The following is a 24,261-nucleotide window of genomic DNA, read 5'->3' on the forward strand; positions in this document are numbered from 1 at the left end:
AAACAATATCCCCGCAACTAGCTCGCGTCATGGGCGGCATGCCGACAGCGCCGGCACCGGCCCCGCAGGACCTGGCCGGCGGGATCCATCTCGAAGCCGCAACTCGCCATGACCAGGTCCGCCACCGGGGCCAACTCGTTCGCGGGCATCTCGACGAGCAGGCCGCAGTGCTCGCAGAGGAGGTGATGGTGCGGTGTCGTGGCGAGGCCGAACAGTGTCTCGCCGCCGTGCTCGATGCTGTGCAGCACGCCGTACTCGCTCATCACCGTCACGTTCCGGTAGACGGTGGAGAGGTTCACCATCGGGTGCGCACTGGCCACCAGCCGATGCAGGCGCAGGACGCTGAGGTGGGTCCCTGCCTCGTCGAGGACGTCCAGGATGGTCAGCCGCGGGAGGGTCCGGCGCAGGCCCACGCGGGCCAGGGTTTCGTCGAGGTCGCCGTTCATGCCGGACGGCTCCGTACGGCGAAGGCGACGGCGAGGACGGTCAGGGCGACGCCGGCGATCCACAGAGGCGCCCGCAGCCCCGCGACGGCCGCGAGCGCGCCACCGGCCAGCGCGCCCAGCGGGGCGGCGGCCATCGACAACGTCCTGCTGGCGCTGTTGACCCGGCCGAGCAGCTCAGGCGGCACCTCGCGCTGGCGCAAGGTCACCGACAGCACGTTCCACACCGCGAACCCGGCCCCCGTGCCGCCCCAGGCCAGCGCACCCGTCACCGGGTTCGGATAGGCGGCCAGCGCGAGATCGACGACCGCGCAGACCGCCAGCGCCGCCACCTGGAGCCACCGGCGATCGAACCGGCGCACCAGCGCGGGCGTGACCATCGCACCCGCCACCCCGCCGACCGCCCCGGCCGCCAGCATGACGCCGTACCCGCCGTCGGACAGCCGCATCGGCCCCACGGCCAGCAGCACGAGCGTCGACTCCCAGGCCAGCGTCACGAAGTTCATCACACAGCCGATCAGCACCACCGTCCGCACCAGATGGGGTCGGACCAGCCAGCGCATCCCCTCCACCGCGTCACGGATCACCGCGCGCCTTGCCGGGGTCGCCGGGCCTGCGGTCCGGATGCCTGCGAGCAGGACCGCTGCCAGCGCGAGCGTCACCGCGTTGAGCCCGAAGGGCAAGGTCATCGCGGCGGCGAACAGCACCCCGCCCACCGCCGGACCGATCAGGTCCTGGCCCACCCGCTCGGCCGTCACCAGGCCGCTGTTCGCCGACTCCAGTCGCGCGTCCGGCACGATCTTCGGGATGAGGGACTGCGCCGCGTTGTCGTAGGCGGCCTCGCCGACGCCGAGCAGGAACGCCACCGCGTACAGCATGACCATCGAGCGGAGGTCCAGCAGCAGCGTCACCGTCAGCAGGCCGAGCAGGACGGCCCGGCCGACGTTCGCCACCGCCATGAACACCTCGGGCCGGCCCCGATCGACGAGCGCCCCGATGGGCAGGCCGAACAGCACCCACGGCAGGTAAGCACAGGCGGTCAGCCCACCGACCAGCGCAGGGTCGCGGGTCAGCGCCGCAGCGAGCAGAGGCAACGCCACGAGCCTGACCCCGTCCCCGAGGTTGGACAACGCCGCGGCGGCCAGCACCCGCGGATAAGGTGCGCGCCCGACGCCCATCGGTGCTTGAAGGGGCACCTCGATGTGAACCACCTCCCCAGACCGACCCGCGGCCACATTTACCTCCAAATGACATTCCTGCAACTAATATGCTTTTGCAAGCTACATGCAGCGATCTCTCCTGGGCCGGTGGATGATGAACTCTCCTCCGTCGCACGACGGGCTCCACGCCCCCATCGGCACGCTTGTCCGGGACGCCGACAACGACCTCGTCCTGTGCCACGTGTGCGGGCGCTGGTACCGCGCCCTGGGCAGCCACGTCCGGGTCCATGGGCTGACCGCCGACGCCTACCGGCAGGCGTTCGGGCTGTTCGCCAGCAAGGCGCTTTCCTCCCGCGAGCACACGGAAGCCCGGCGCGCCGCCCAACGGAGCCTCTACCGGCGATCGGCCCGCACCAGAACCGATCTCGGGCAAGGCCACCGGATGGCCCGCTCCGGCGAGCTCGCCGACCTGGCCTCCCGGCAGCGCCCGATCAGCCCTCAACGACGTGAGGCGCAACTACGCGAACTCGCCGCCGGCCGCCGCGCCAGAACCGCGGCAGCCGAGGCCGGGCTCCGCGACAACCTGCGCGAGCTCGGATTCCCCGACGTACGCGACGGTTTGGTCAAGCTCTACATCGAGCAGCAGAACGGGATCGAGGAGCTGGCCACCCTGCTCCGGGTGAGCCGCGCCGTGGTGCGCCGAGGTCTGACCGACCACGGCATCGAGGTACGCCGCACGGGCGTGAACAGCGACGCGGGAAAGCACTCCCGGGTTCAGGCGAACATCGCTGCGGCGGCTGCCCTGGTGGGGACCACAGACCTGCATCGCTGGCTCGCCGAACGGCGAGCGGAAGGATGGACGCTCGCCAGACTGGCCGCCGTTCTCAAGCGCAGCATCCCCTGGGTGCGGGCCCGGCTGGCCGAGCCCGCGCCGTCGGAGCACGTCAAGTGCGCAGGGGCTGCCCGAACCTGACCCGGTGAGGAGGTCGTTACTGCCGCCGTCGTACCATCACCGGTAGTTGTTGCGCTTTGCTTGCAACAACATGCTTATTGCGGGATGACCTCAACGCCTTCTGTCTCGCATCGCACCACAGTGAGGGGCACATGAACTCCCCAACACCGACCCCAGGCAGCACCGCGGAACGCAGGACAGGGCTGCGCAACGCCTTCACCCCCAAAGAATGGCGATCTCTCGGCGGCATGACGGGGATCGTCCTCCTCCTGCACGTCGTCGGCTGGGCCGTGCTCGTGTTCGCTGTCGCTCCCCACCGCTACCAGCTCGGCAGCGCCGGGGTGTTCAGCGTCGGCCTAGGCCTGACCGCCTACCTCCTCGGCGTCCGCCACGCCTTCGACGCCGACCACATCGCCTCCATCGACAACACCACCCGCAAGCTCGTAGGCGAAGGCACCTCGGCCGTCAGCACCGGCTTCTGGTTCTCCCTTGGCCACTCCTCGGTCGTCTTCGTCGCGAGCCTGCTGCTGGCCCTCGGAGTCCGGTCAGTCGCCGGCGTCGTCCAGAACGAGGAATCGCAGATCGCGCAGTCACTCGGCCTGATCGGCACCCTCGTCGCCGGCGGCTTCCTGATCCTGATCGGCCTGATGAACCTCGTCGCGGTCATCGGCATCGCCAAGATCTTCCGCAGGATGCGGACGGGCGAGTACGACGAGGCCGAACTCGAACGGCAACTCGACCGCCGCGGCTTCCTGGCCCGCCTCCTGGCCAGGGTGATCAGGCGGGTCAGCAAGCCGTGGCACCTGTACCCCGTCGGCCTGCTCATGGGCCTCGGCTTCGACACCGCCACCCAGGTCGCGCTGCTCGTCCTGGCCGCCGGCTCGGCGACGTTCGTCCTGCCGTGGTACGCCATCCTCGTGCTGCCGGTGCTGTTCGCCGCCGGCATGAGCCTGTTCGACACCGCCGACGGCGTCTTCATGTCCCGGGCCTACGGCTGGGCGTTCCTCAAACCGATTCGCAAGGTCTTCTACAACCTGACCGTCACCGTGCTGTCGGTGACGGTCGCCCTGGTCATCGGCGGTGTGGTCCTCGTCGGGTTGATCGTCGAGCGGTTGGGCATCGAGACCGGGCCGCTTGCCTGGATCGCCTCTCTGAACCTCGACTACGTCGGCTTCGGCATCGTCGGGCTCTTCCTGCTGACCTGGGTCATCGCGCTGGCGGTGTGGAAGTTCGGCCGCATCGAGGAGAAGTGGTCCGACAGCACAGGAAAGGCAGAGTCCCTGCCCGCCACCGAGTAGCCCGGCGACTCTCCGTGTGTGACGGTACGCGAGGAGGCTCCCGGTTCGGGGGCCTCCTCGGATGCCATCCGTCTGGGCGCCACCGCCCATGCGACCGCGCGCTGGGTTCTGCAGCAGGCGCAGTCACCATGCTGTGGGTCGTCAGCTGCTCACCAGGCGATCCTCCGCCTCTGCGGGGCCGCTGATGACTTCCAGCCAGCGTGTCAGTTTGTCGCGGAATCCGCGGCGTCCGCCCAGCGTCACGGGCGTTTCTCCCGCTGCGAGGCTGACCAGGTGTTGGGCGGTCTCGAAGGCCATCGTCTGGGGGATCAGCAGACCATCAGGCCGTAGGGCCGTTCGCGGCAGGGTGGGTCGTCCGTCGGCAATGGTCAGCGCGTCGTGGGCCAGGTCGCGTAGGTCTCGGTCGCCGTTCTCCATGGCGAGGATCACCGCGCCCGACCGGCGGGCCTCCGCCACTCGCTCCAGGACGTGCTCGTCGCTCGCCCCGGGAGCGACGACGAACAGCGTCTGCCCTTTCCTGGCAGCTTCGAGTCTGCTCAGCCCGACCGACAGGTGCGCGGGCGCGCCGGCGGGGACGTGGTGGCGGACCAGCGTGGGCGCTAGCTCGGGGATGCCCGCGAACTGCGCCTCGTCGGAGAGGTGCGCGGCCATGTGCCAGGGTTCGTCGGTGGGGGTGCCGACCACCAGGAGGTCTCCGGCCTGGTGTCCGGCCGTGCGGAGGGTGCGGGCGAATCCTCGGGTCCTGATCACCCAGTCGGTGCCTTCCAGCAGGGCGCGGGTGATCTGGATACGGGCATCTTCCATGACGGTCTCCCGGTTCAGGTAGAGGCTTTGCGGCGCTGGTCGTGTTCGGCGAGTACCGAACGGCGGGCGGCGGCGGGCAGGCGATCGATGTAGAGGAGCCCATCGAGATGATCCGTCTCGTGCTGGAGGCACCGGGCCAGGAGTCCGGTGCCGTGCACGGTGACCGGTGCCCCGGTGACGTCGGAGCCGTCGCAGACGGCACGGTCGGGGCGTGCGAGCTGGGCGGAGCATCCGGGGATCGACAGGCAGCCTTCGGTGCCCTCATCCAGTCGGCGGTGCTTGATCCCGGGGAGCCGCAGGACCGGGTTGACCACGACGCCCTTGTGGAGGACGTCGTCCTGGTCCGGGCAGTCGTAGACGAAGACGCGCTGGTCGACGCCGATCTGGTTGGCGGCCAGGCCGACGCCGCGAGCCGCGTACATGCTGGCGAACATGGTCTCGACCAGACGGGCCAGGTCGTCGTCGAAGCGTTCGACGGGCTGGCAGGGCTGATGCAGCACCGGCGTTCCCACCATGGTGATGGGCAGGGCGTCGGTCACGAGCGGCTCCATTGTTCTTCGTGGGGGTTGAGCGAGGCTCTGGTCAGGGGGGCCGATGGGTCGGCCGCCAGGGCGAGTGGCGACGGTGGCGTGTCGGCGGCGATGAGGAGATCTCCGGCGGCTGCGATCATCGCTCCGTTGTCGGTGCACAGTTGCGGACGGGGCACGCGCAGTGTGATGCCGGCGGCGGCGCATCGCGTGGCGGCGACCTGCCGGAGCCTGCCGTTCGCGGCGACCCCGCCGACAATCAGCAGGGTGTCCACGCCGTGGTCGAGGCAGGCTTTGACTGCCTTGCGGGTCAGTACGTCGATGACCGCCTCTTGGAAGGATGCGGCGATGTCGGCCACGGCCTGCCGGGAGCCTCGCTCGACGTGCCGGGCGACGGCGCTCTTGAGCCCGGAGAAGGAGAAGTCGTAGCCGGAGTCGAGCATGGCGCGCGGGAAGGGGATCGCCTCAGGGTTCGCGTCGCGGGCGATCCGGTCGATGGCGGGTCCGCCGGGGTAAGGCAGCCCGAGGATCCGCGCGACCTTGTCGAACGCCTCGCCCGCGGCGTCGTCACGGGTGTCGCCGAGGTGCACGATCGGGTCGCGGGCCAGGTCACCGAGCAGCAGCAACGACGTGTGGCCGCCCGACACGATGAGCGCGACCGGCCGCGGGGGCAGCGGCCCGTGCTCCAGGGTGTCGGCGGCGACGTGCCCGGCCAGGTGGTGCACGCCGTACAGCGGTTTGCCCAGGGCCAGCGCGTACGCCTTGGCGGCGGCGAGCCCGGTCTGCAGCGCGGTGGCCAGGCCCGGCCCTGAGGTGACCGCGATGGCGTCCACGTCGGACGGGGCGATCCCGGCCTGCTCGAAGGCGGCTGTCACGCACGGCACCATCGCCTCAAGATGGGCCCGGGCGGCGATCTCGGGCACCACGCCGCCGAAGCGGGCATGCTCGGCCATCGAAGAGGACAGCGCGGCGCCGAGAAGCCGGCCGTCGGAGACGATCCCGACGCCGGTCTCGTCGCACGAGGTCTCGATCCCCAGGACGATCGCCATGCCACCCCACTTATCGCGAGTAATTTGCAACTACGAATAATAGGCAATGTTGATAGACGCCGTCGGCGGTTACGGATTCCGGAGATGAACGATGCGAGCAGCAGCGATCAGGCACACTTCAAGGCGGTAGGTCATGAGATCGTCCGCAGCGCGCCGCTGCCCGCCAACGACACGGCCCTGGTGTTCGTCGACCGCCGGTACACGGCTCGGGGCGCCGGCACTCATGGATGCACGTTGAGAGTAGTTGCAATAAATGTGCAGTAAGGTTTGATCACCGGCCATCTGACTGGTGGCGGGAGGCGAAGTATCGACGGGCGCCCGTGCCACGCATGCCGCCCGCTCTCGGGGCACGGATACGCCATCACGTTGCCCCGCGTATCAGTCGCAATGGACGGGCCGACGAGGACGGGATTGCCTGTGGACGATCAGATCGACGCTGGACTCGCGCCGGTCTCCGTGGAGACGCTCTTGTTCCGCGTAGGTGTTGACGGCCGCTGGCTCTATCGGCGGATCGCCGCAGCACCCGACCGGAGTGAGAGCCCCGACGAAGTCGCCCGCCGGATCAGTGGGCTGTCCGCAGATGATCCGTTCACCGTCGTGCACTCCACGAGCTGGCGCCATCGGCCGGAAGGGCAGGTGGTGCTCACCTATGCCGTGTGTCCCGACCCGACGCCGCACCTACCCGCCGAAGAGCTGCCCGCCCTGGACATCGCCCAAGGCAGAGCGCCGGCAGCACCCACGCCGGAGCGGATCGACGTCATCAACGTCGCCAGCCACGCGATCCGCCACCTGGCATTCCTGATGGCCACGGACGCCGTGGTCCGCCGCGCATTGCTGCACCATCCGCCCATCGCCATGGCCCTCGAGGAGCTGGCGCCGCTGACGATGACGCGGCTGGAAAACACGCTGGCTTGATTGGTGCGGCATCGTGCGACCCGTCCTCCTCCATAGAGTCGACCCTGACCCAGGCACGGTTCACAGGTCCGTGCTCCCGTCGGTTAGGGCGGTGGACTGGCTGGCACCGGCGGCACCTCGTGCGGGCCGCAGTTGTTCCAATTCACGCTTGACTTCCTTCACTGATCTGACCACGTCCCATCGACCATGAGACAGCCTCGAATCCACGCGCGGGGCTCCACCTGCCTGGCGCGGAAGCGGTGGTGGCGGGTGCAAAGGCGCCAAGTCTGACCATGAGTAGGGTGCGAGCACCAGGGCTAAAGAGGAGCGCGCGGTTGCCCGTGACCCGGAATGACGACATCGTGCCCGCGCGCGCGGTGCGCTCGATGCCGCTGGCTTTCGCTCCCGGAGCGGCGGTTGGCGTGCTGAGCGGGATGCCCGGTCTGGGCGGGGCTGAACCGGCTGCCGCTGCTGATCGGCCTGCTCTGTGTGATCCCTGACCTCGTCCTCGTTCCCCTTCTAGCCCCCATCCTGCTGATCTCGGCGGTCAAGATGGCCCGTCACACCTAGCAGACCCAAGCCGACGCGGTATCCCGGAACTCGCCACATCGATCCGTGAGGCGAGTTTGCACGGATTAGATCGTCTCGATATCGGAAGCCTTGGCCCAGGAGGCGATCGCTTCCTGGTGCGGCCCCCAACGGCTCGGAGCAACTCGACCCTCCGTCGTGATGTGCAGGACGTCCGGGTGGCCGAACGCTCGCAAGATGTCCCCCACCAGGTATGCGGCGGTGGCCACAAAGGATGTGCCGGCCGCCGCCAGTCCATCCAGAGGCGCGGCCCGCTCCGCAAGGGCTACCGGGCGGGAGAACTCGCCGAGTCGCACCGATCCCCATGGACCTGTCGTGCCGAGCTCCACAGATAGCGGCTCGCTGTCACCAACTCGGACTCGGAGCAAGGCGTCGCCGCCGGCGTAGGCATAGTCGCGGGCGTATCCAGCAAGCAGTCGCAGGCCGGAGAGGACGGCCACAATCAGCCACTTCTCATCCACGCGGCATGGTCGACGTTCTTGATCTTGATCATTCACGTCCGGCACGTGCATGCCGAACACGCCTGATCCGTCCGTGTATAGCTGAGCGGTCACGCCTTTGACCGAGTCCGACCCGGGCGCCCATGACTCCACTTCGGTGTCCAGTATCAGGCAGCGGGGTCCGGGAACGATGCGCTGCCAGGTGTTGCCGCCTCTGGATAGCACAACGGGGTCGGTGCTCTGGAAGTCGTTCTTGAAGCTGCCGAAGGTGTCCCAATTTACGATCATGTCCCCGGGCAGATTGGGCACCAGGGACACGGTTACCCATGCGCCGCCGTAGGTGGCGAAGCGGTTCCGGGCTGTCTTCTCGATCTCTGCGATGCGAGTGATCTGATCGTTGGCCAGGGAGAACCGAGCTCTGTAGGCAGAGGCGATTTCCGGCTCGGACATGTACATGGTCTGGTGGCCGTTACGACGGGGGTAGCGGAAGCCGTTATTGATGAGCACCCCGTGGGGATAGCGAGGGCTGCGAGGGACAGCGATGACGTAGCAACCAATGCCGTCACGGTCAGGATCGGGGACGGGGATGATCTCGAAATCGGCGTAGGGATGAACGTGATCGCCGATGAGGCCCAGGAGCCGGGTGTGCTCTTTGTCGGACAGCGTCAGGCCGGGCAGATCCTTCAACTGGGCGTCGCCATCCTCGTCGGCACCGATGATGATAAGACCGCCCTGGGTATTGGCCATCGCGGCAACGTCACCGCCCGGCTTGTGCCGGTCGCTGGGCTGCGTCCCGTACAGGCGCTTGTAATCCAGGTCGGCGGCCTCGCGGACTTGAGCGGCCTTGAGCCTCTCAAGGTGTTCCCACTTCAGATCATCCTGCGTGATCTTGGTGCCGAGCAGCGTCTCCAGTCGCTGCGAACGGAAGGTCGTCATGTCCGGGCACAGTACGCGTCGTGGCCGACAACGTCCTGTCGATGCGACAGGTTGAACTCCATCGGGCCCGTCGAACAGACGCCTACTTGGCATGTGCCGCCACCCGGTCGGTAGCCGGGGTGGAGATAGATCGGTTTGGGTCCTTATGGCGGACGGCGGTCGCAGGCGAAGTACGCCAGGTCACCGACCTGGTGATGATGCTTAGCAATCCTTTTGACCATCAAAGTGCTTGATCCACAGCTAGGTCTACTCGACCGATTCGTACATCAAATTCACCAAAAGTCCCACTACTACATATCGACAATATGTGTCAGAATTACTTACAAGATCGATTCAAGAGATAGACGGAAGGTATCTGCGATACTTCCGGGGCTGCGCCCACCATCAGCGGTCCCTGTCAGCATCGCTGGTGCCACGGTCTGGACGGGGGATCGCATGGCCTGGGTGAATGTGCTCGGCCCCTGCATGGAGCAGGTCGACTACCGATTACAGGAGGGCGCCGGCTGCGGCGTGCCGCAGGCTGGCGAGCACGGTCACGAACGTCATGAGGAGCCTGACGGGCAGCTGAGCTACCGTCTGAGCGGCGAGCGCGCCCTGGTATGGATTGGTGAGGGCCTGCGCGAGATGGGCATCACTCCGGGCACCCCGCTGACGCCCGACCAGCACGGCAAAGCGCGAGCGCTGATGAGCGGAGAGGACCCGAACACCGGCAAGCTGCTGTTGAAGGCCAAGCACGCCGTCGATCCACGCGGCAAGCTGCCCGCAGCCCCGTTCGGGGAAGCGCTGGAGGAGACCGCCGCCGGCCGCGGCACCACTGTTGACGGGTTGCTGGCCAACCGCCCGGCGATGGTCAAGCGCGCGGCCCAGATGGCGCGCGGCATCGCTCGGGAGGGCGAGGCGCACCTGGTTCGCATCGGCGATCTGGAACAACTGGCCCGCGCCGCCGCTGTCGACCTGGCCGAGGTATATGAACCGGAGGTGTTGGCGTACGCGCGCAAGTATCGCGACGCCCGGGTCCGCATCGGCAATCGCGGTTATGACCTGACTCTGGACATGGCCAAGTCCGTGTCGGTGCTGGTCGGGTTGGCCGACGCGGGCTTCGCGGCCGAGCTGGAGAGCGTGGTCGTCGATGCGATGTTCGAGACGGTCGCTGCAGTGGAACAGTGGGTGGGCTACGGGCAGCGGGGCCACCAAGGGGACGGTCAGGTGGCCGGGCAGATGGCCACAACGGGAATGCTCGGCTGGGCGATGTGGCACGGCACCGCACGTCCGGTGGGGGCGGCGGCGCCGGATCCTCACCTGCATGCGCATGCGGTGATCGTGAACGCGGCGCGAGGGCTGGATGGGAAATGGTCGGCGGTCGCGGCCGGAGGGCGGGACCTGCATCGTCACGCGCACGCCGCCGACGCCTTCTTCAAGGCGCGGGTGCGCCGGGAGACGATCGAGCGCCACGGCATCGCCTGGACGCGGGCCCCGGAGACGGGTGCGTGGGAGATCGCGGCCATCCCTGTCGCGGTGCGGACGTTGTTCTCCAAGCGCGATGGCCAGGTCAAGCAGGTGCTGGCCAAATTCGGCTTCGCCGTTGGAGAAGCCTCCCGCCGGGCGAAGAAGGTGGCTTCGGCTGAGAGCCGTCAGCGCAGAACCGATCCCGGCCAGGACGAGTTGCGGGCCGACTGGCACCGCCAGCTCGCCGCGGTGGGCGTGGATCCGGTCGCGCTGGTCGAGGCGTGCCGTAGCGGCGCACGGCTGCCTGCCCGGCCTTCCCCGGCGGAGATCGCGGCATGGATCTGGCGACCCGAGGGCGGGCTGACCGCGCATCGCAAGGAGGTCACCCGAGCCGATGTGCTGGCCGCCGTCCTCGACGCTTTGCCCGATGGCGTGGCGGACCTGGCCGAGGCTGAGACGCTCACCGACGAGGTGCTGGCGCTGACCCCAGCCGTACGTCTGCCCGACGCCGGGGCCCGGCACATGGCCAACTCCGCCCGCTACACCAGCACCGACATCTTGCACGCCGAACAGACGCTGCTGGCCACTGTGCGCCGCCGCCACAACGGCGACGTGGCCGTACTGGATGACGACGCCGTCCGCCTGGCTCTGGACGCCTTCCAAGTCAGCCACCACCTGACCTTCAGCGGCGAGCAGCGAGCCGTACTGGAACGCATCCTGGGCGGCGGACACGGAGTAGAAGCGGTCATCGGCGTTCCCGGCGCGGGCAAGACCACATTGATGGCCGCCGCCCGCACCGCCTACGAGGCCCGCGGCCTGGTCATCGCGGGCGCGGCCACAGCGGCGGTGGCTGCCGCCACGTTGCGCGCCGAATCCGGCATCAGCACCGACACCATCGCCACCTGGCGATTACGCATCCACAACGGTCCGGGACTGGCCGGCGTGGACATTCTGGTGGTCGACGAGGCCGCCATGGTCGATGACCGTCAACTTGCCGCACTGCTGACCGACGCCGAACGGCACGGCACCAAGGTGGTCCTCCTCGGGGACCCCAAGCAGTTGCGCGCGATCGGGGTGGGCGGCGGATTCGCCGCCATCCACCGCCAGGTCGATGGGCTGGTGCTACGGCACAACCGCCGCCAGTGTGACCCCCTCGAACGTCGCGCACTGGAGCTGTTCCGGGCCGGTCACCGCCGTCAGGCCTTGGACACCTGGGCAGCGGGCGGCCGCGTACACGCCGAGGCCGGAGCCGATGACACGATGGCGCGCCTGATCGCCGACTGGGCGACCGTCCGGCAACCGTACCGGGCCGCCGCAGGCCCAGGAGCGCATGACGAGCTGGCCGACTTGCTGGTGCTGGCCGGAACGAACGAGGCTGCCAACCGGCTGAACCTCGCCGCCCGAGCGATCCGCCGCGAGCTGGGCGAGCTATCCGGTCCCGAGCGCGTCTACCACCTGGCCGGCGGCGCCAGCATCGCTCTGGCCGTCGGGGACCACGTACGAGTACGGAAGAACGACTACCGCGCCCGCCGTGGCGAAGGCCCCGTGGACGTACTCAACGGCTACCGGGGTCAGATCACCGCCATCGACAGCAGGCGCGGCGTACAGGTCGAATGGCGCCGAACCGGGCCGGACGGACCTGCTCTGGTTCGCGAATGGGTCCGTCCTGCCTACATCGCGGCCGGCGGTTTGTCGCACGGCACCGTCATGACCGTGGCCTCCGCCCAGGGCCTCACCAGCCGGAATACCCTGATCTACGGCCTGGGCTTGGACCCGCACACTCTATATACGGCCATGAGCCGCGACCGGCACAGTGCCCACCTGTACCTCCCGCGCGAGCTCCTGGAAAGCGACGCGGACCGGCTTCGCCATGGGCCCGTCCGCAGCCCGGACGACGAACTGCGGCGTACTCTCGCCGCCTACGCCACGACCCTCTACGGCGACCGCGCTGACCGCCTCCTGACCCCCGAACCCGAACCCATCGCCCAGCAGCCACGCCCCATCCCGTCCGCCGAAGAGACTCCCGATGCCGAGCTGGAGCGTGCACGTGCCGAGTTGCAGGCCGCCGACCGCGAGGCTCACCTCGCCGTGCAACGCGCTCGTCTCCGGCAATCCCTCACCAGCTCCCCGTGCGGAGTCGGCCTGGGGAGCGATGCCGAGCTGCGCCAGCGCATGAGTCAGCTTGGCAAACGCCTCACCACGACCACGGCCAACGTCGAGGCCGCCGAACAGACCATGGAACGCCTGGCCGCTGAAGGCGGTGGGCGCCACGAACGCCGCCTGCTGGCTGAGCGCGCCAACCTTGAAGATCAGACCTGTCGGATCGAGACGGCCGAGGCCGCCTCCCACCGGCTCCAGGAAGCTCGCCAGACCGTCACCGAGGGTCGCCGGCGCCTGGCCGAGCTACGCCGGCAAGAACGCACCGTCGAGCAAGAGCTGACCAGCCTGCGCCCTTGGCAGCGTGCCCGCCGCCGCGACCTGACAGCCACCTTGACTGACCTCCACGAGCGTCAGGAGCGCCTCGACAAACAGCTAGCGCCGATCCATGCGCAGGCCTCGGCCCTGGACGAGGCTGCGCGCCAGACCGCAGCGCAGGCCCCGCACTCAGACACCTGGCCACAGGTACGTCGACGCCACGCCGAGTTGCTGCGTACCTTCGACGTCAGCCTCCGCGCGGCGCGAGAACGCGATGTCGCACGTGCCCGGGTACACGTTCATGAGCAACGCCGAGCCCAAGCCGCTGCCCAGCGCGAGCTCATTGCCATCCAACGCGAGATTGTGCGCATTGGCCTGGCTCCTGACCAGCGCGACCTCGAACAGCACGGCACATCACGGCGCGCCGACGCCCGGCAAGAGACAGGTCCGCAGGCCCACGGTGGCGGCATCGAGCAGCGTGGCCCTTCACAGGCATACCAACCACCGCGCCGTCCCAATGGCAACGATCCCCGTCGTGGACAAGGACTAAGCCGATAACCAGCAAGATCGGACAGACACTCTCGCCCAGCGGACCGTTGCACTCTGGCGGAGAGTCCAGGAGGTCATACGGTGATGCCCCTGATCGTAGTGAGATTTCGACGCCACCTCGTCCCTCCTCGCAGGCCGAGTATGGCCGTCCCTCGCCGCACCTCCAGGTAGTCGTCCCTCGCTGCGCTCGGTCCGCTCCACCTGGACCCGCGGCTTCACGGCGGCCGCTCGGCAACTGACGAGGAAGGACCAGGAGAAGGACTCTGAGGGGTGCGTGGCAGAAGCGTGTTGGCGCCGTAGCAAACTTAGAGCGCTCAGCGGCCTTCAAGGTCCGTCACGCGGGCCTCCAGGCTCTCCAACCGCACGGACAGCTGTCGCATCTCATTCATGATCTGGTGCAGCTCGAAGGACGGCTCGGGCCGGTCAGGAGTCTTGACCACGTATGTGCCGCGCGTCGATTGGGTGCTGATCAGCCCGTCACGTGCGAGTTCGTCCAAGGCGCGACGGATCGTCTCGACGGCAACGCCGTAGCGCTGCGCCAACTGCCGTCGAGCCGGGAGTCGCTCGCCTTCTTGGAGGCGGCCTGCAGTCACCTCTTGGCGAAGGTCGTCCGCAATCTGAAGGTAGGCAGGCCGAGGATTGCTGAAGTCAGGCACCGACACGATGTCCAGGCTAGGCCCTCGGTCTGAACTAGGAAAGAGGTGTTGAGTTAGACCTAGACTGAACTAGTACAATCATGCTTACCTAGGCTTAGAATGCTTCTCGCGAGGAGGTGCTGGGCGTGGCGCTTGCTGAGAGTCATGGGTGGCCGCTCTGATCTGACGGTATGGGGTTCGGGTGAGACCGGCCCGGTATGAATCTTGGATCGGATGGGTTGACGTGCTGAAAGGCCGAGCTGGGGTGAGTTCGCCGGAGGTGGGCGGCCGGGAAGCGAAACGTCAAAGCAGAGATCCCCCAAAACCTGACAAGCAGTTTAACTTTCCGTCAATAGTGATTGTTGCTTATAGTTGGTGCACCTGTTATGGGCGTGACCCCATATAGGGAAGGGGGCGGGACGCTAGGACCCACCGATCGCCGGTAGATGGTCCGGCACGATCTCGGGCAGATCAACACTCGGGTCGAAGACCGTGATCTAGTCCGCTACAGGGGAGAGCCCGACGCCGCAATGCTTCCCGGCGCTGGGCGCCGGGCCTCCCGCCATACCCGCTCCAGAGGAGCCGGTCGTGTTCAGCGTGCCTCCAGCGTGAGCATGGACACCCCCAGGGCGCCTCTGCTGCTCGTATGTCGGCTGCTGACTCTGGTCACCACTTTGACGGCCAGAGCGCATATTGACAAGTTTTGGACACTGGAGTCAAGGGCGGTGACTGAGATTATTCGACTGTCGTCGGACGGTCCTCACGATGACGACTACACCGGCGAGGTGGCTGGGGCCCTATCCGGGGCGGTTCGCGTCCTCAACCACGCGACGCGATCACGCGTTGGCATCACGCATCCATCCACTGTCTATGACGTGCTCGGCAGTGTCGCTCTCGCCGCAGCGGGGCTCGACCAACTGCTGAAGCAACTCGGTGAGGCGCTGCGGCGCATGCAGGCATCAGGTCGGCTGGGTGACGACCTCGGCAACCCCGCCGAGCGTCTTGACAAGGTCTTGTCAGAACTGGCCACGTCCCGAGAGATGGCACGGGACCTTGCCGCCCAAATTGATCGAGTGTTCAACACCACCGCCACCCTGCATCTGTCAGATGGAGGTGAAGATCACGATTGTGACAGCGGCCCGCTGCCCTGTCCGAGACCGGAAGAGGCGCGTCACTTCGGCGGCTCACGACATGACACCCATGAGCGTCCGAGTCTCGTTCGTCATCAGAACTTTGCCCAGGTAACCACGAGAGACGAGAGATGAGCTTCGAAGCACTCAACTGGGCGCTGAACCTCGCGCCCGTTCCGGTGAACTCCAATGGTAAGCCCAGCGCTTCATGCGCTGCGGTTCTGGTCGGACTTGCCACTCATGCCGGCCCGGACGGGACTGGGGCCTTCCCCAGCACCAGGAAGCTCGTGCGCTACAGCCGCCTGTGTGAGCGCACGGTCCGCACTGCACTCGATCGCTTGGAAGCCGAGTACATCATCCGGCCCTGCGATCCGGCCATCGTGGCCGCACACATCAAGCGCGGTGACCGGCGTCCGCAAGGCTGGGACCTGGCGATGGAGCGCGTACGTACCGATCTGAAGCCTCAGGAACTCAAAGCCCTGGAGGCCATGTTTCCCGGTGTCACCGCTCGCGTGAACGCGGCGAAGGCCGCCGACGAAGCACCTGTGGATAACTCTCACACACAGCCTGTGGATAACCGTGCAGGCGGGGTGCAGCGTGCGCATCCCGAGGTCTCCACGGGGTGCAATCCACATAGCGACGAGGTGCAACCAGCGCAGTCGCGGGCTGCAACGGCTGCACCCGAACCCTTCACTGAACCAAACAATGAATCACCTCCGGCCGCCCAAGCGGGCTTCAGCGCCAGCACGCGTGTGGACAGCCGGTGGACGGGCGGGGGTCTCGGGAGTCGTGAGCAAGCCCCTACCGCGTCGATCCACCTGTTCGTAGCCAAGCTCGGTCCCGATTGGCCGCTGTCTCACAGCCAGATTCGCCGCCTCATCCCCGCCGTCGCTGAGGCGCTCGCCGTTGGGTGGGATCCCGACGTTCTCGCCGAGTACGTGGGAGCCAACACCGCTGGAATACGCAACCCGTACGCCGTGCTGGTGTCTCGCCTGGCCGACCTTCCTGATCCACCGCGTAAATCCCGGCGGGCCTATGTGGATGAGCGCACCGTGGCCGAAGCTCAGACCGCAGTGTGCATCCACGGTGACTCCCGTCCCGGCGCGTGTGCTCTGTGCCGCCGTGGCATCCCTGCGGACGGAATCGATCCCCGATCTCCTGCCCTGCCGAGCCATCGCCCGCCACCTGCGCATCTACGCAGAAGCGCGACTTCTAGCGACCCCGACGCCAGTACCGCCAAGCACGTCGCCGGGGCCGCACCCCTACCGCCAGAAACGAACGCATAGGAGTGCCTTACATCATGTCCGCATCCACCATTCGTAACCAACCGACTCCGCACGTTGTCTTACCAAGTGGACCGCCCCGTCTGACGCCTGGCGCTGCAACAGAACTGCTCGCCATCCTGCTAGAGGCCCACCAAAACCTGCAGACCAGCCGCCCGGACGCGGCCTGAGGAATCCATGGACGCCATCCCCTTCGCCTTCTACGGCCGGGTTTCCACCGAGGACAACCAAGATCCCCAGTCCTCGCGGTCCTGGCAGATCACCCGCTCCCGCGCGCTCATCGAGCCGCGCGGGGGCGTGATCGTCACCGAGTTCTTTGACATCGACAAGTCCCGCTCGATCCCCTGGCAGCGCCGCCCGTACGCCGCGGCGCTGCTCGCCGAGCTACGCAACCCCGACCGAGGCTTCGACGCCGTGGTGATCGGCGAGCCGCACCGGGCCTTCTACGGCAACCAGTACGGCCTGACCTTCCCCGTCTTCGAGCATTTCGGGGTCCCGCTCTGGGTGCCCGAGGTGGGCGGCCCCATCGACCCGAACAACGAGGCCCATGACCTGGTCATGAGCGTGTTCGGCGGTATGAGCAAGGGTGAGCGCAACCGCATCAAGATCCGCGTGCGCACTGCCATGTCAGCCCAAGCCCAGATGGAAGGCCGCTTCCTGGGAGGCAGGCCGCCTTATGGCTACCGGCTGGCCGACGCGGGTCCACACCCCAACCCGGCCAAGGCGGCCGACGGCAAGCGTGCTCACCGGCTGGAACTCGATCCCGTCGCCGCGCCCGTGGCGGAAGAGATCTTCGCAGCCTTTCTCGACGGCTACGGCCTGTTCGCCATCGCCGAGAGACTGACCCGCAACGGGATTCCCAGCCCATCAGCTCATGATCCGGGCCGGAACCCTCACCGCTCCGGCATCGCCTGGTCCAAGAGTGCAGTGCGCGCCATCTTGACCAACCCCCGTTACACCGGCCATCAGGTGTGGAACCGCCAGCGCAAGGACGAGGTCCTCATCGATGTGGACGACGTCGGGCTGGGCCACACTACGAAGCTCAGGTGGAACTCCAAACAGGACTGGGTCTGGTCGGAGACAGTCGTTCACCCGCCGATCGTGTCCACGGAGGACTTCGACGCCGTGCAGACGACGTTGACGGGGCGAGGCGATCGCCACACCGACAAGACCCGCAAGCGCACCTCCAAGCCGTACCAGCTTCGGGGGCTGCTGTACTGCGGTGTCTGCGACCGCAGGATGCAGGGCCACTGGGTCAACGACGCGGCCTACTACCGCTGCCGCTTTCCCGAGGAGTACGCCCTGGCCAACCACCTCATGCATCCCCGCAACGTCTACCTACGAGAGGACCGCGTCGTCCCGCGACTGGACCGCTGGCTGGGCCGGCTGTTCGCGCCCCACAACGTCGACCAGACCCTCGACGTCCTGACGGCCGCACAGGACGTGACACCGCCCGAGGCCCAAGCACTCGCCATGGCACGCCGCCAGATCGCCGAGTGCGACCGCAAGCTCGCCCAGCATCGAGCTGCCCTTGAGGCGGGCGCCGACCCGGCGCTCGTCGCCGGATGGACCCAGGAAGAGCTTGTCCGCAAGAGCGCGGCCGAGCAACGTCTCAGCCGCGCGCACGTACTGCCTCAGAAGCGGCTCGGGCGTGATGAGCTGGCGGAGATCACGCACAGGCTTGGAGACATGGTGCGAGTTCTCTCGAATGCTGACCCGATCCGGAAGGCCAAGATCTACGCGAACATGGGACTGCGGCTGATCTACCACCCGTCAAAACAGAAAGTCCTGGTCACGTCTACACGTGACCAGGACCCCATAGGCGACCGGTTTGTGTCCGAGGGGGGACACCGCCGATACGTACATGCCCTTCAGCGCCTCCACCACACTCGTTCTCCCAGGTCGGGAGGGTTGAGCAGCTATGGAGACGAACATGCGAGCCGTGCGCCGCATTCACCGAACGACGATCACAGGAGTCCTGCTTCTCGCAACCATCGCGGCGGTTGTATCGTTCCGGCACATGCACGAGCTGTGCCTCCGCCATGGTGAGGATCATGTGGCGGCGGTGCTCATCCCGCTCGCGGTCGACGGCACGATCGTCGTCGCCTCAATGTCCATTCTCCTGGCGAACCGGTACGGCTCCCGCGGCGGGTTGCTGGCGTGGACCATGTTGCTGATCGGCAGTCTCGCCAGCCTCGGAGCCAACATAGCCGTCGCCGATCCCAGCCTGATCGGTCGCGTCATCGCCGCTTGGCCAAGCGCCGCTTTGATCGGCAGTTACGAGCTCTTGATGTCCCAGATCCGTCAAGCTTCCGCCCAAGAGCCAGTTGTGGCGCAGGGCGAGGTGGCAAGGGATCCGGAACATGTCAGGGTCTATGACCACGACTCGCCAGAGCAGGCGGGTCCTGATGAGTTCGGGAGGGAAGATCTCCGTCGAACCGCTTGGCGGTGGGCTCTGGCGAATCGCCTTCCTGATGGGGCGCTTCCGTCGGGCCGGGTTATCGCTGAGCAGTTCGCGCGGAGTGCTCGGTGGGGACGTTGGATCAAGCGAATTGGCCTTGAAGGGAAGCTCGCAGGGCGCGATCACTCCACTGCCGCGTGACACAGCGGATACCAAGCATGACGTTGGCGACCCGGCCATGACTGCCGCCTGGAGCGGAACACCCCCGCATGCGCGGGGCCGACTATGACGAGGAAATCGTCGCGCACCCGCTGACGGGAACACCCCCGCATGCGCGGGGCCGACCTAACCCTGCGCAGCGTGGACACCTCAATCTTGGGAACACCCCCGCATGCGCGGGGCCGACCACTCACCGGGACGAGAACGGAACAGCGATCAGGGAACACCCCCGCATGCGCGGGGCCGACGTGCCCGAACCGGTCAGCGAAGTCCCGTCGGCAGGAACACCCCCGCATGCGCGGGGCCAAGGGGACGCGCAGGGCGAGGTCGATCGGGTTGGCCGGAACACCCCCGCATGCGCGGGGCCGACGCACCATGCGACGGACGCTAAACGACTGCTCAGGGAACACCCCCGCATGCGCGGGGCCGACGCCTCAGTCTGCCGGTAAGACTCGGAATGCTTCGGAACACCCCCGCATGCGCGGGGCCGACGCGAACCGCCGGGGCTTTCTCTATGCCCGGGGGGAACACCCCCGCATGCGCGGGGCCGACCACTCGAAATTGGAGAGGTCCGCGCTATCACCCGGAACACCCCCGCATGCGCGGGGCCGACTCCTCACACCCACGCGGCCCATGGCTCCACGGAGGAACACCCCCGCATGCGCGGGGCCGACGATCGAGCGGGGCCGGCGGTGAAGGACCCGGCCGGAACACCCCCGCATGCGCGGGGCCGACCCGCAGCTCTCGCTGAATCTCGCCCACCAGAGCGGAACACCCCCGCATGCGCGGGGCCGACGCCTCCGACATGCTCGGACTCCGCTCACACAAGGGAACACCCCCGCATGCGCGGGGCCGACCTGGGGTCCGGGGGGACCAATGCGGTAGAGCAGGGAACACCCCCGCATGCGCGGGGCCGACCACGACTTGATCTTGACCGCGCCAGCGAAGGGAGGAACACCCCCGCATGCGCGGGGCCGACGGGTTCGGCGTGAAGACGCTGGGGCTACGGCGCGGAACACCCCCGCATGCGCGGGGCCGACATGGCGCTGACCCCGCGTCATATCTACGTCATCGGAACACCCCCGCATGCGCGGGGCCGACTTCCATTCCTTGATCAGGATGCTGCCGGTGTACGGAACACCCCCGCATGCGCGGGGCCGACGCCAGGGCGGGGATTTCCTCCCAGTACCCGAGGGGAACACCCCCGCATGCGCGGGGCCGACCCGGCTTGTGGCCAGGGGCGTGAGGGTCAGTCCGGAACACCCCGCATGCGCGGGGCCGACGACCAGTCGGCCTGTGCGGTCTTCGCTCTGGTCGGAACACCCCCGCATGCGCGGGGGCCGACGGCGCTCATGATGCCTCCTGGTCAGGGCGGTGCGGAACACCCCCGCATGCGCGGGGCCGACGAATGAAGCCCCTGCAAGATGCAGCGGGCAAGCGGAACACCCCCGCATGCGCGGGGCCGACATCACCTGTCCGGCACGGAAGGCCAGCTGCCGCGGAACACCCCCGCATGCGCGGGGCCGACACCGGGGAGGCAGAAGAGGTGATCGTGCCCCGCGGAACACCCCCGCATGCGCGGGGCCGACGCGTGCACGTGGCGACGTGCGGCTTGAACACGGGGAACACCCCCGCATGCGCGGGGCCGACAGAAAGATCACCGAGCAGGCCATCATCGATGAGGGAACACCCCCGCATGCGCGGGGCCGACGGGATGGAGACCCCGAGCCGGTCGGCCAGCCACGGAACACCCCCGCATGCGCGGGGCCGACACAAGGAACCCTTCGGTGCCGCCACCGTCCTGGGGAACACCCCCGCATGCGCGGGGCCGACCCTGTCTACAGGCACGAAGGATGACGTTGAACAGGAACACCCCCGCATGCGCGGGGCCGACGACCGCGAGAGCGTCCTCCTTGACCTGTTCCAGGGAACACCCCCGCATGCGCGGGGCCGACTACGTTGAAATCCGGCCGCGAATCGCGAAGGACGGAACACCCCCGCATGCGCGGGGCCGACGGCTGGCGGGGCGCGGTCGACGCCATGCAGGAGGGAACACCCCCGCATGCGCGGGGCCGACGGATTACGCCGGCCCTGAGAACGCAGCATGGCCGGAACACCCCCGCATGCGCGGGGCCGACGGTCGGCGCGCCGCCGTGACCTCCAAGGTCATCGGAACACCCCCGCATGCGTGGGGCCGACGAAGGCGTATGGATCATCCGGGTGGTAAGTGGAGGAACACCCCCGCATGCGCGGGGCCGACCAGCATCTTCACCTTGATCCAGGTGGATACCGCGGAACACCCCCGCATGCGCGGGGCCGACGCCCGACAAGCGAGGATCACGGCAACAACCTGGGGAACACCCCCGCATGCGCGGGGCCGACGGGGCCCGGATCGAGACAGGGATCTCGACCGGCGGAACACCCCCGCATGCGCGGGGCCGACAACCGCGCGGCGTGTGATGGGGCTCGGTGTCAGGGAACACCCCCGCATGCGCGGGGCCGACGTTTCGATGTGCTCGGGGAGAAACTTCAGGAGAGGAACACCCCCGCATGCGCGGGGCCGACGCGAGCCCGGACCGCCTCCGTGACAACCGCGATGGAACACCCCCGCATGCGCGGGGCCGACACATCGCGGTTTGTTACCCGCCGCCCCTCGGAGGGAACACCCCCGCATGCGCGGGGCCGACTCGATCTGGGTTGCGCTGGCCCCGGGGGTCAGCGGAACACCCCCGCATGCGCGGGGCCGACTCACTCGTCCGACGGTCAACAACGCACTGAAGGGGAACACCCCCGCATGCGTGGGGCCGACCGCGAACATGGTGCGGGCGTTGTGCGAGCTCGAGGAACACCCCCGCATGCGCGGGGCCGACACCGACACCTCCGGCACGCCGGTCGTGAAGTACGGAACACCCCCGCATGCGCGGGGCCGACACGCCCAAAACAGGGTATGTGGACGTTTCAAGCGGAACACCCCCGCATGCGCGGGGCCGACGCCACCTGGGCGGACAGCACGGCGATGAGCTGCGGAACACCCCCGCATGCGCGGGGCCGACGCGGACGAGGAACACCTTGCCAAGATCGAACGAGGAACACCCCCGCATGCGCGGGGCCGACAGAAGCCTGCGTCCAGAAAGCGCTCTGAGCCCGGGAACACCCCCGCATGCGCGGGGCCGACCGGTCAACAGCAGAGCTGCAGCATCGGCGAGGCGGAACACCCCCGCATGCGCGGGGCCGACCGCGGCTACCTCGGCCAGCGAAACACGTGGCGGGGAACACCCCCGCATGCGCGGGGCCGACTACGGCCGAAGATCTCGTACGGGCCACAACGAGGGAACACCCCCGCATGCGCGGGGCCGACACACCAAGGCCCCGTTCTGACCCGGCCCTGATCGGAACACCCCCGCATGCGCGGGGCCGACGTTTCCACTTTCACCGGGTTGTCGCCACCCAACGGAACACCCCCGCATGCGCGGGGCCGACCGATCGGTCGCCCCCTCCATGATGATGCCGAGGGGAACACCCCCGCATGCGCGGGGCCGACGGCGCGGGGACAGGCATGTACGGGACCCCTGTCGGAACACCCCCGCATGCGCGGGGCCGACACGCCAAACCTGCCCCTTGTGCTCTACGAGAGAGGAACACCCCCGCATGCACGGGGCCGACGGCGGCGCCGGAATCCTCCAGCCACACCGTGCCGGAACACCCCCGCATGCGCGGGGCCGACAAGTGCGGTGCGCCGCGGCGCTGAAACTCCAGCGGAACACCCCCGCATGCGCGGGGCCGACGACGTGCTGCTCCACGGCATCCGGCACCTCAGGGGAACACCCCCGCATGCGCGGGGCCGACCTCCCGACCTACACCACGGTCGTGGGCGATGACGGAACACCCCCGCATGCGCGGGGCCGACCGGCCGGGGCTCGAGGGTGGGGAGGACTATAGCGGAACACCCCCGCATGCGCGGGGCCGACAGTGGTCTCCACGGTGGTCATGATCGTCCCTCCGGAACACCCCCGCATGCGCGGGGCCGACGCGCCCGCGTTCCTGCTCACGGCGATGAGCCCCGGAACACCCCCGCATGCGCGGGGCCGACCAGACCACCGGCACCCAGAACGGCATCTACGCCGGAACACCCCCGCATGCGCGGGGCCGACCAGACCACCGGCACCCAGAACGGCATCTACGCCGGAACACCCCCGCATGCGCGGGGCCGACGTGCAGGTGGCAGGGTTGTCCTCCTCCCAGGGCGGAACACCCCCGCATGCGCGGGGCCGACCGTACCCGAACAGCGAGCCGGCCGCGAGCATGGGGAACACCCCCGCATGCGCGGGGCCGACCAAGACGGGCACGCTGACCACCGGCACGGGCACCGGAACACCCCCGCATGCGCGGGGCCGACCTCGTGCTCGCTGGGGGCGACGACGATGATGCCGGGAACACCCCCGCATGCGCGGGGCCGACGCAGCTGGCCGTACGTTCTCGCCGGCATGCAGAGGAACACCCCCGCATGCGCGGGGCCGACAAGAAGCCAGCTTGTGCACTACGCCACTCTGCAGGAACACCCCCGCATGCGCGGGGCCGACGGTCAGCACGTCCAGGGCAACGGGATGACGCAGGAACACCCCCGCATGCGCGGGGCCGACTCGGCCTGGCGAGCCGCGAGCCATTCATCCGCCGGAACACCCCCGCATGCGCGGGGCCGACCCCGCCGCGGAGGGGGAGACGTGACCGCCTGGTGGAACACCCCCGCATGCGCGGGGCCGACATGCCCCGTGACGCCAGCGGCTACATCGTGTGGGGAACACCCCCGCATGCGCGGGGCCGACAAGGGTAATCACGCAGGCCAGGACCTGCCCACCGGAACACCCCCGCATGCGCGGGGCCGACTTCGGGGCCCTGCCGCCCGCGCCGCGCCGCGCCGGAACACCCCCGCATGCGCGGGGCCGACACCAGACAAGAGCAGGAGTAGACATGTCCTTCGGGAACACCCCCGCATGCGCGGGGCCGACTGTCGCCGCTCCCGGTACGTTGACGGAACCGAAGGAACACCCCCGCATGCGCGGGGCCGACTTGTCGAAGACCACGTCAAAGTCTG

The 24,261-nt window shown here is 68.2% G+C and carries 15 protein-coding genes and 1 CRISPR repeat array (1 of these 16 cut by a window edge); of the genes, 8 read left to right on the forward strand and 7 right to left on the reverse strand.

Annotated elements, in window-relative coordinates; genetic code table 11:
* Positions 1–17 precede the first annotated feature (17 nt).
* Together ABZX61_RS10395 and ABZX61_RS10400 are read right to left on the reverse strand one after the other, a co-directional pair.
* On the reverse strand, positions 18–446 hold the full coding sequence (locus ABZX61_RS10395) for a Fur family transcriptional regulator (RefSeq protein ID WP_355193291.1): 429 nt from the start codon (positions 444–446) through the stop codon (positions 18–20).
* The gene (locus ABZX61_RS10400; RefSeq protein ID WP_355193293.1) at positions 443–1,639 is read right to left on the reverse strand and encodes an MFS transporter; all 1,197 of its coding nucleotides are present in this window, start codon (positions 1,637–1,639) and stop codon (positions 443–445) included. The genes ABZX61_RS10395 and ABZX61_RS10400 overlap by 4 nt, the downstream gene beginning before the upstream one ends.
* 88 nt (positions 1,640–1,727) lie before the next feature.
* Between ABZX61_RS10400 and ABZX61_RS10405 the strand changes: the two genes are divergently transcribed.
* Both ABZX61_RS10405 and ABZX61_RS10410 read left to right on the forward strand, forming a co-directional pair.
* Positions 1,728–2,576, forward strand: a complete 849-nt coding sequence (locus ABZX61_RS10405) for a MucR family transcriptional regulator (protein WP_355193294.1) — start codon at positions 1,728–1,730, stop codon at positions 2,574–2,576.
* Positions 2,577–2,707: 131 nt separating this feature from the next.
* A complete protein-coding gene (locus tag ABZX61_RS10410; RefSeq protein WP_355193296.1) occupies positions 2,708–3,853 on the forward strand; it encodes a HoxN/HupN/NixA family nickel/cobalt transporter in 1,146 nt (381 codons plus the stop codon).
* 141 nt (positions 3,854–3,994) lie between these two features.
* Here the strand turns inward: ABZX61_RS10410 and ABZX61_RS10415 are convergent, their stop codons facing one another.
* The 3 genes from ABZX61_RS10415 to tsaD are packed head-to-tail and all read right to left on the reverse strand — an operon-like array spanning position 3,995 to position 6,233.
* On the reverse strand, positions 3,995–4,657 hold the full coding sequence (locus tag ABZX61_RS10415) for a hypothetical protein (protein ID WP_355193298.1): 663 nt from the start codon (positions 4,655–4,657) through the stop codon (positions 3,995–3,997).
* A 14-nt stretch (positions 4,658–4,671) separates the two neighbouring features.
* Positions 4,672–5,196, reverse strand: a complete 525-nt coding sequence (def, locus tag ABZX61_RS10420) for a peptide deformylase (RefSeq protein ID WP_355193300.1) — start codon at positions 5,194–5,196, stop codon at positions 4,672–4,674.
* Positions 5,193–6,233 carry a tRNA (adenosine(37)-N6)-threonylcarbamoyltransferase complex transferase subunit TsaD gene (tsaD, locus tag ABZX61_RS10425; RefSeq protein ID WP_355193302.1) on the reverse strand — a complete coding sequence of 347 codons (1,041 nt, stop codon included), beginning with the start codon at positions 6,231–6,233 and terminating at the stop codon, positions 5,193–5,195. Before tsaD ends, def begins: the two co-directional genes overlap by 4 nt.
* 417 nt (positions 6,234–6,650) lie before the next feature.
* Here tsaD and ABZX61_RS10430 point away from each other — a divergent pair, with 417 nt between their 5' ends.
* Positions 6,651–7,148, forward strand: a complete 498-nt coding sequence (locus ABZX61_RS10430) for a hypothetical protein (protein WP_355193304.1) — start codon at positions 6,651–6,653, stop codon at positions 7,146–7,148.
* Positions 7,149–7,762: 614 nt separating this feature from the next.
* On the opposite strand, the gene ABZX61_RS10435 is transcribed toward ABZX61_RS10430, so the two are convergent.
* Complete coding sequence (locus ABZX61_RS10435) at positions 7,763–9,091, reverse strand: ATP-binding protein (RefSeq protein WP_355193306.1); 1,329 nt, start codon at positions 9,089–9,091, stop codon at positions 7,763–7,765.
* A gap of 435 nt (positions 9,092–9,526) precedes the next feature.
* Here ABZX61_RS10435 and mobF point away from each other — a divergent pair, with 435 nt between their 5' ends.
* Positions 9,527–13,510, forward strand: a complete 3,984-nt coding sequence (mobF, locus tag ABZX61_RS10440; protein WP_355193308.1) for a MobF family relaxase — start codon at positions 9,527–9,529, stop codon at positions 13,508–13,510.
* A gap of 305 nt (positions 13,511–13,815) precedes the next feature.
* Here the strand turns inward: mobF and ABZX61_RS10445 are convergent, their stop codons facing one another.
* Positions 13,816–14,163, reverse strand: coding sequence for a GntR family transcriptional regulator (locus ABZX61_RS10445; protein ID WP_355193310.1), 348 nt, complete (start codon positions 14,161–14,163; stop codon positions 13,816–13,818).
* A gap of 581 nt (positions 14,164–14,744) precedes the next feature.
* Between ABZX61_RS10445 and ABZX61_RS10450 the strand changes: the two genes are divergently transcribed.
* The 4 genes from ABZX61_RS10450 to ABZX61_RS10465 all read left to right on the forward strand — a co-directional run bounded on the left by ABZX61_RS10450 (position 14,745) and on the right by ABZX61_RS10465 (position 19,151).
* The gene (locus ABZX61_RS10450) at positions 14,745–15,401 is read left to right on the forward strand and encodes a hypothetical protein (protein ID WP_355193312.1); all 657 of its coding nucleotides are present in this window, start codon (positions 14,745–14,747) and stop codon (positions 15,399–15,401) included.
* Complete coding sequence (locus tag ABZX61_RS10455) at positions 15,398–16,552, forward strand: helix-turn-helix domain-containing protein (RefSeq protein ID WP_355193314.1); 1,155 nt, start codon at positions 15,398–15,400, stop codon at positions 16,550–16,552. Before ABZX61_RS10450 ends, ABZX61_RS10455 begins: the two co-directional genes overlap by 4 nt.
* A gap of 174 nt (positions 16,553–16,726) precedes the next feature.
* A complete protein-coding gene (locus ABZX61_RS10460) occupies positions 16,727–18,598 on the forward strand; it encodes a recombinase family protein (RefSeq protein WP_355193316.1) in 1,872 nt (623 codons plus the stop codon).
* Positions 18,570–19,151 carry a DUF2637 domain-containing protein gene (locus tag ABZX61_RS10465; protein WP_355193318.1) on the forward strand — a complete coding sequence of 194 codons (582 nt, stop codon included), beginning with the start codon at positions 18,570–18,572 and terminating at the stop codon, positions 19,149–19,151. Before ABZX61_RS10460 ends, ABZX61_RS10465 begins: the two co-directional genes overlap by 29 nt.
* Positions 19,152–19,206: 55 nt before the next feature.
* Positions 19,207–24,261: a CRISPR direct-repeat array (repeat unit 28 nt; unit sequence GGAACACCCCCGCATGCGCGGGGCCGAC); it runs 402 nt beyond the window's last position.

The organism is Nonomuraea sp. NPDC003709, from assembly GCF_040610775.1.
GTDB classification, from domain to species: Bacteria; Actinomycetota; Actinomycetes; order Streptosporangiales; family Streptosporangiaceae; genus Nonomuraea; species Nonomuraea angiospora_A.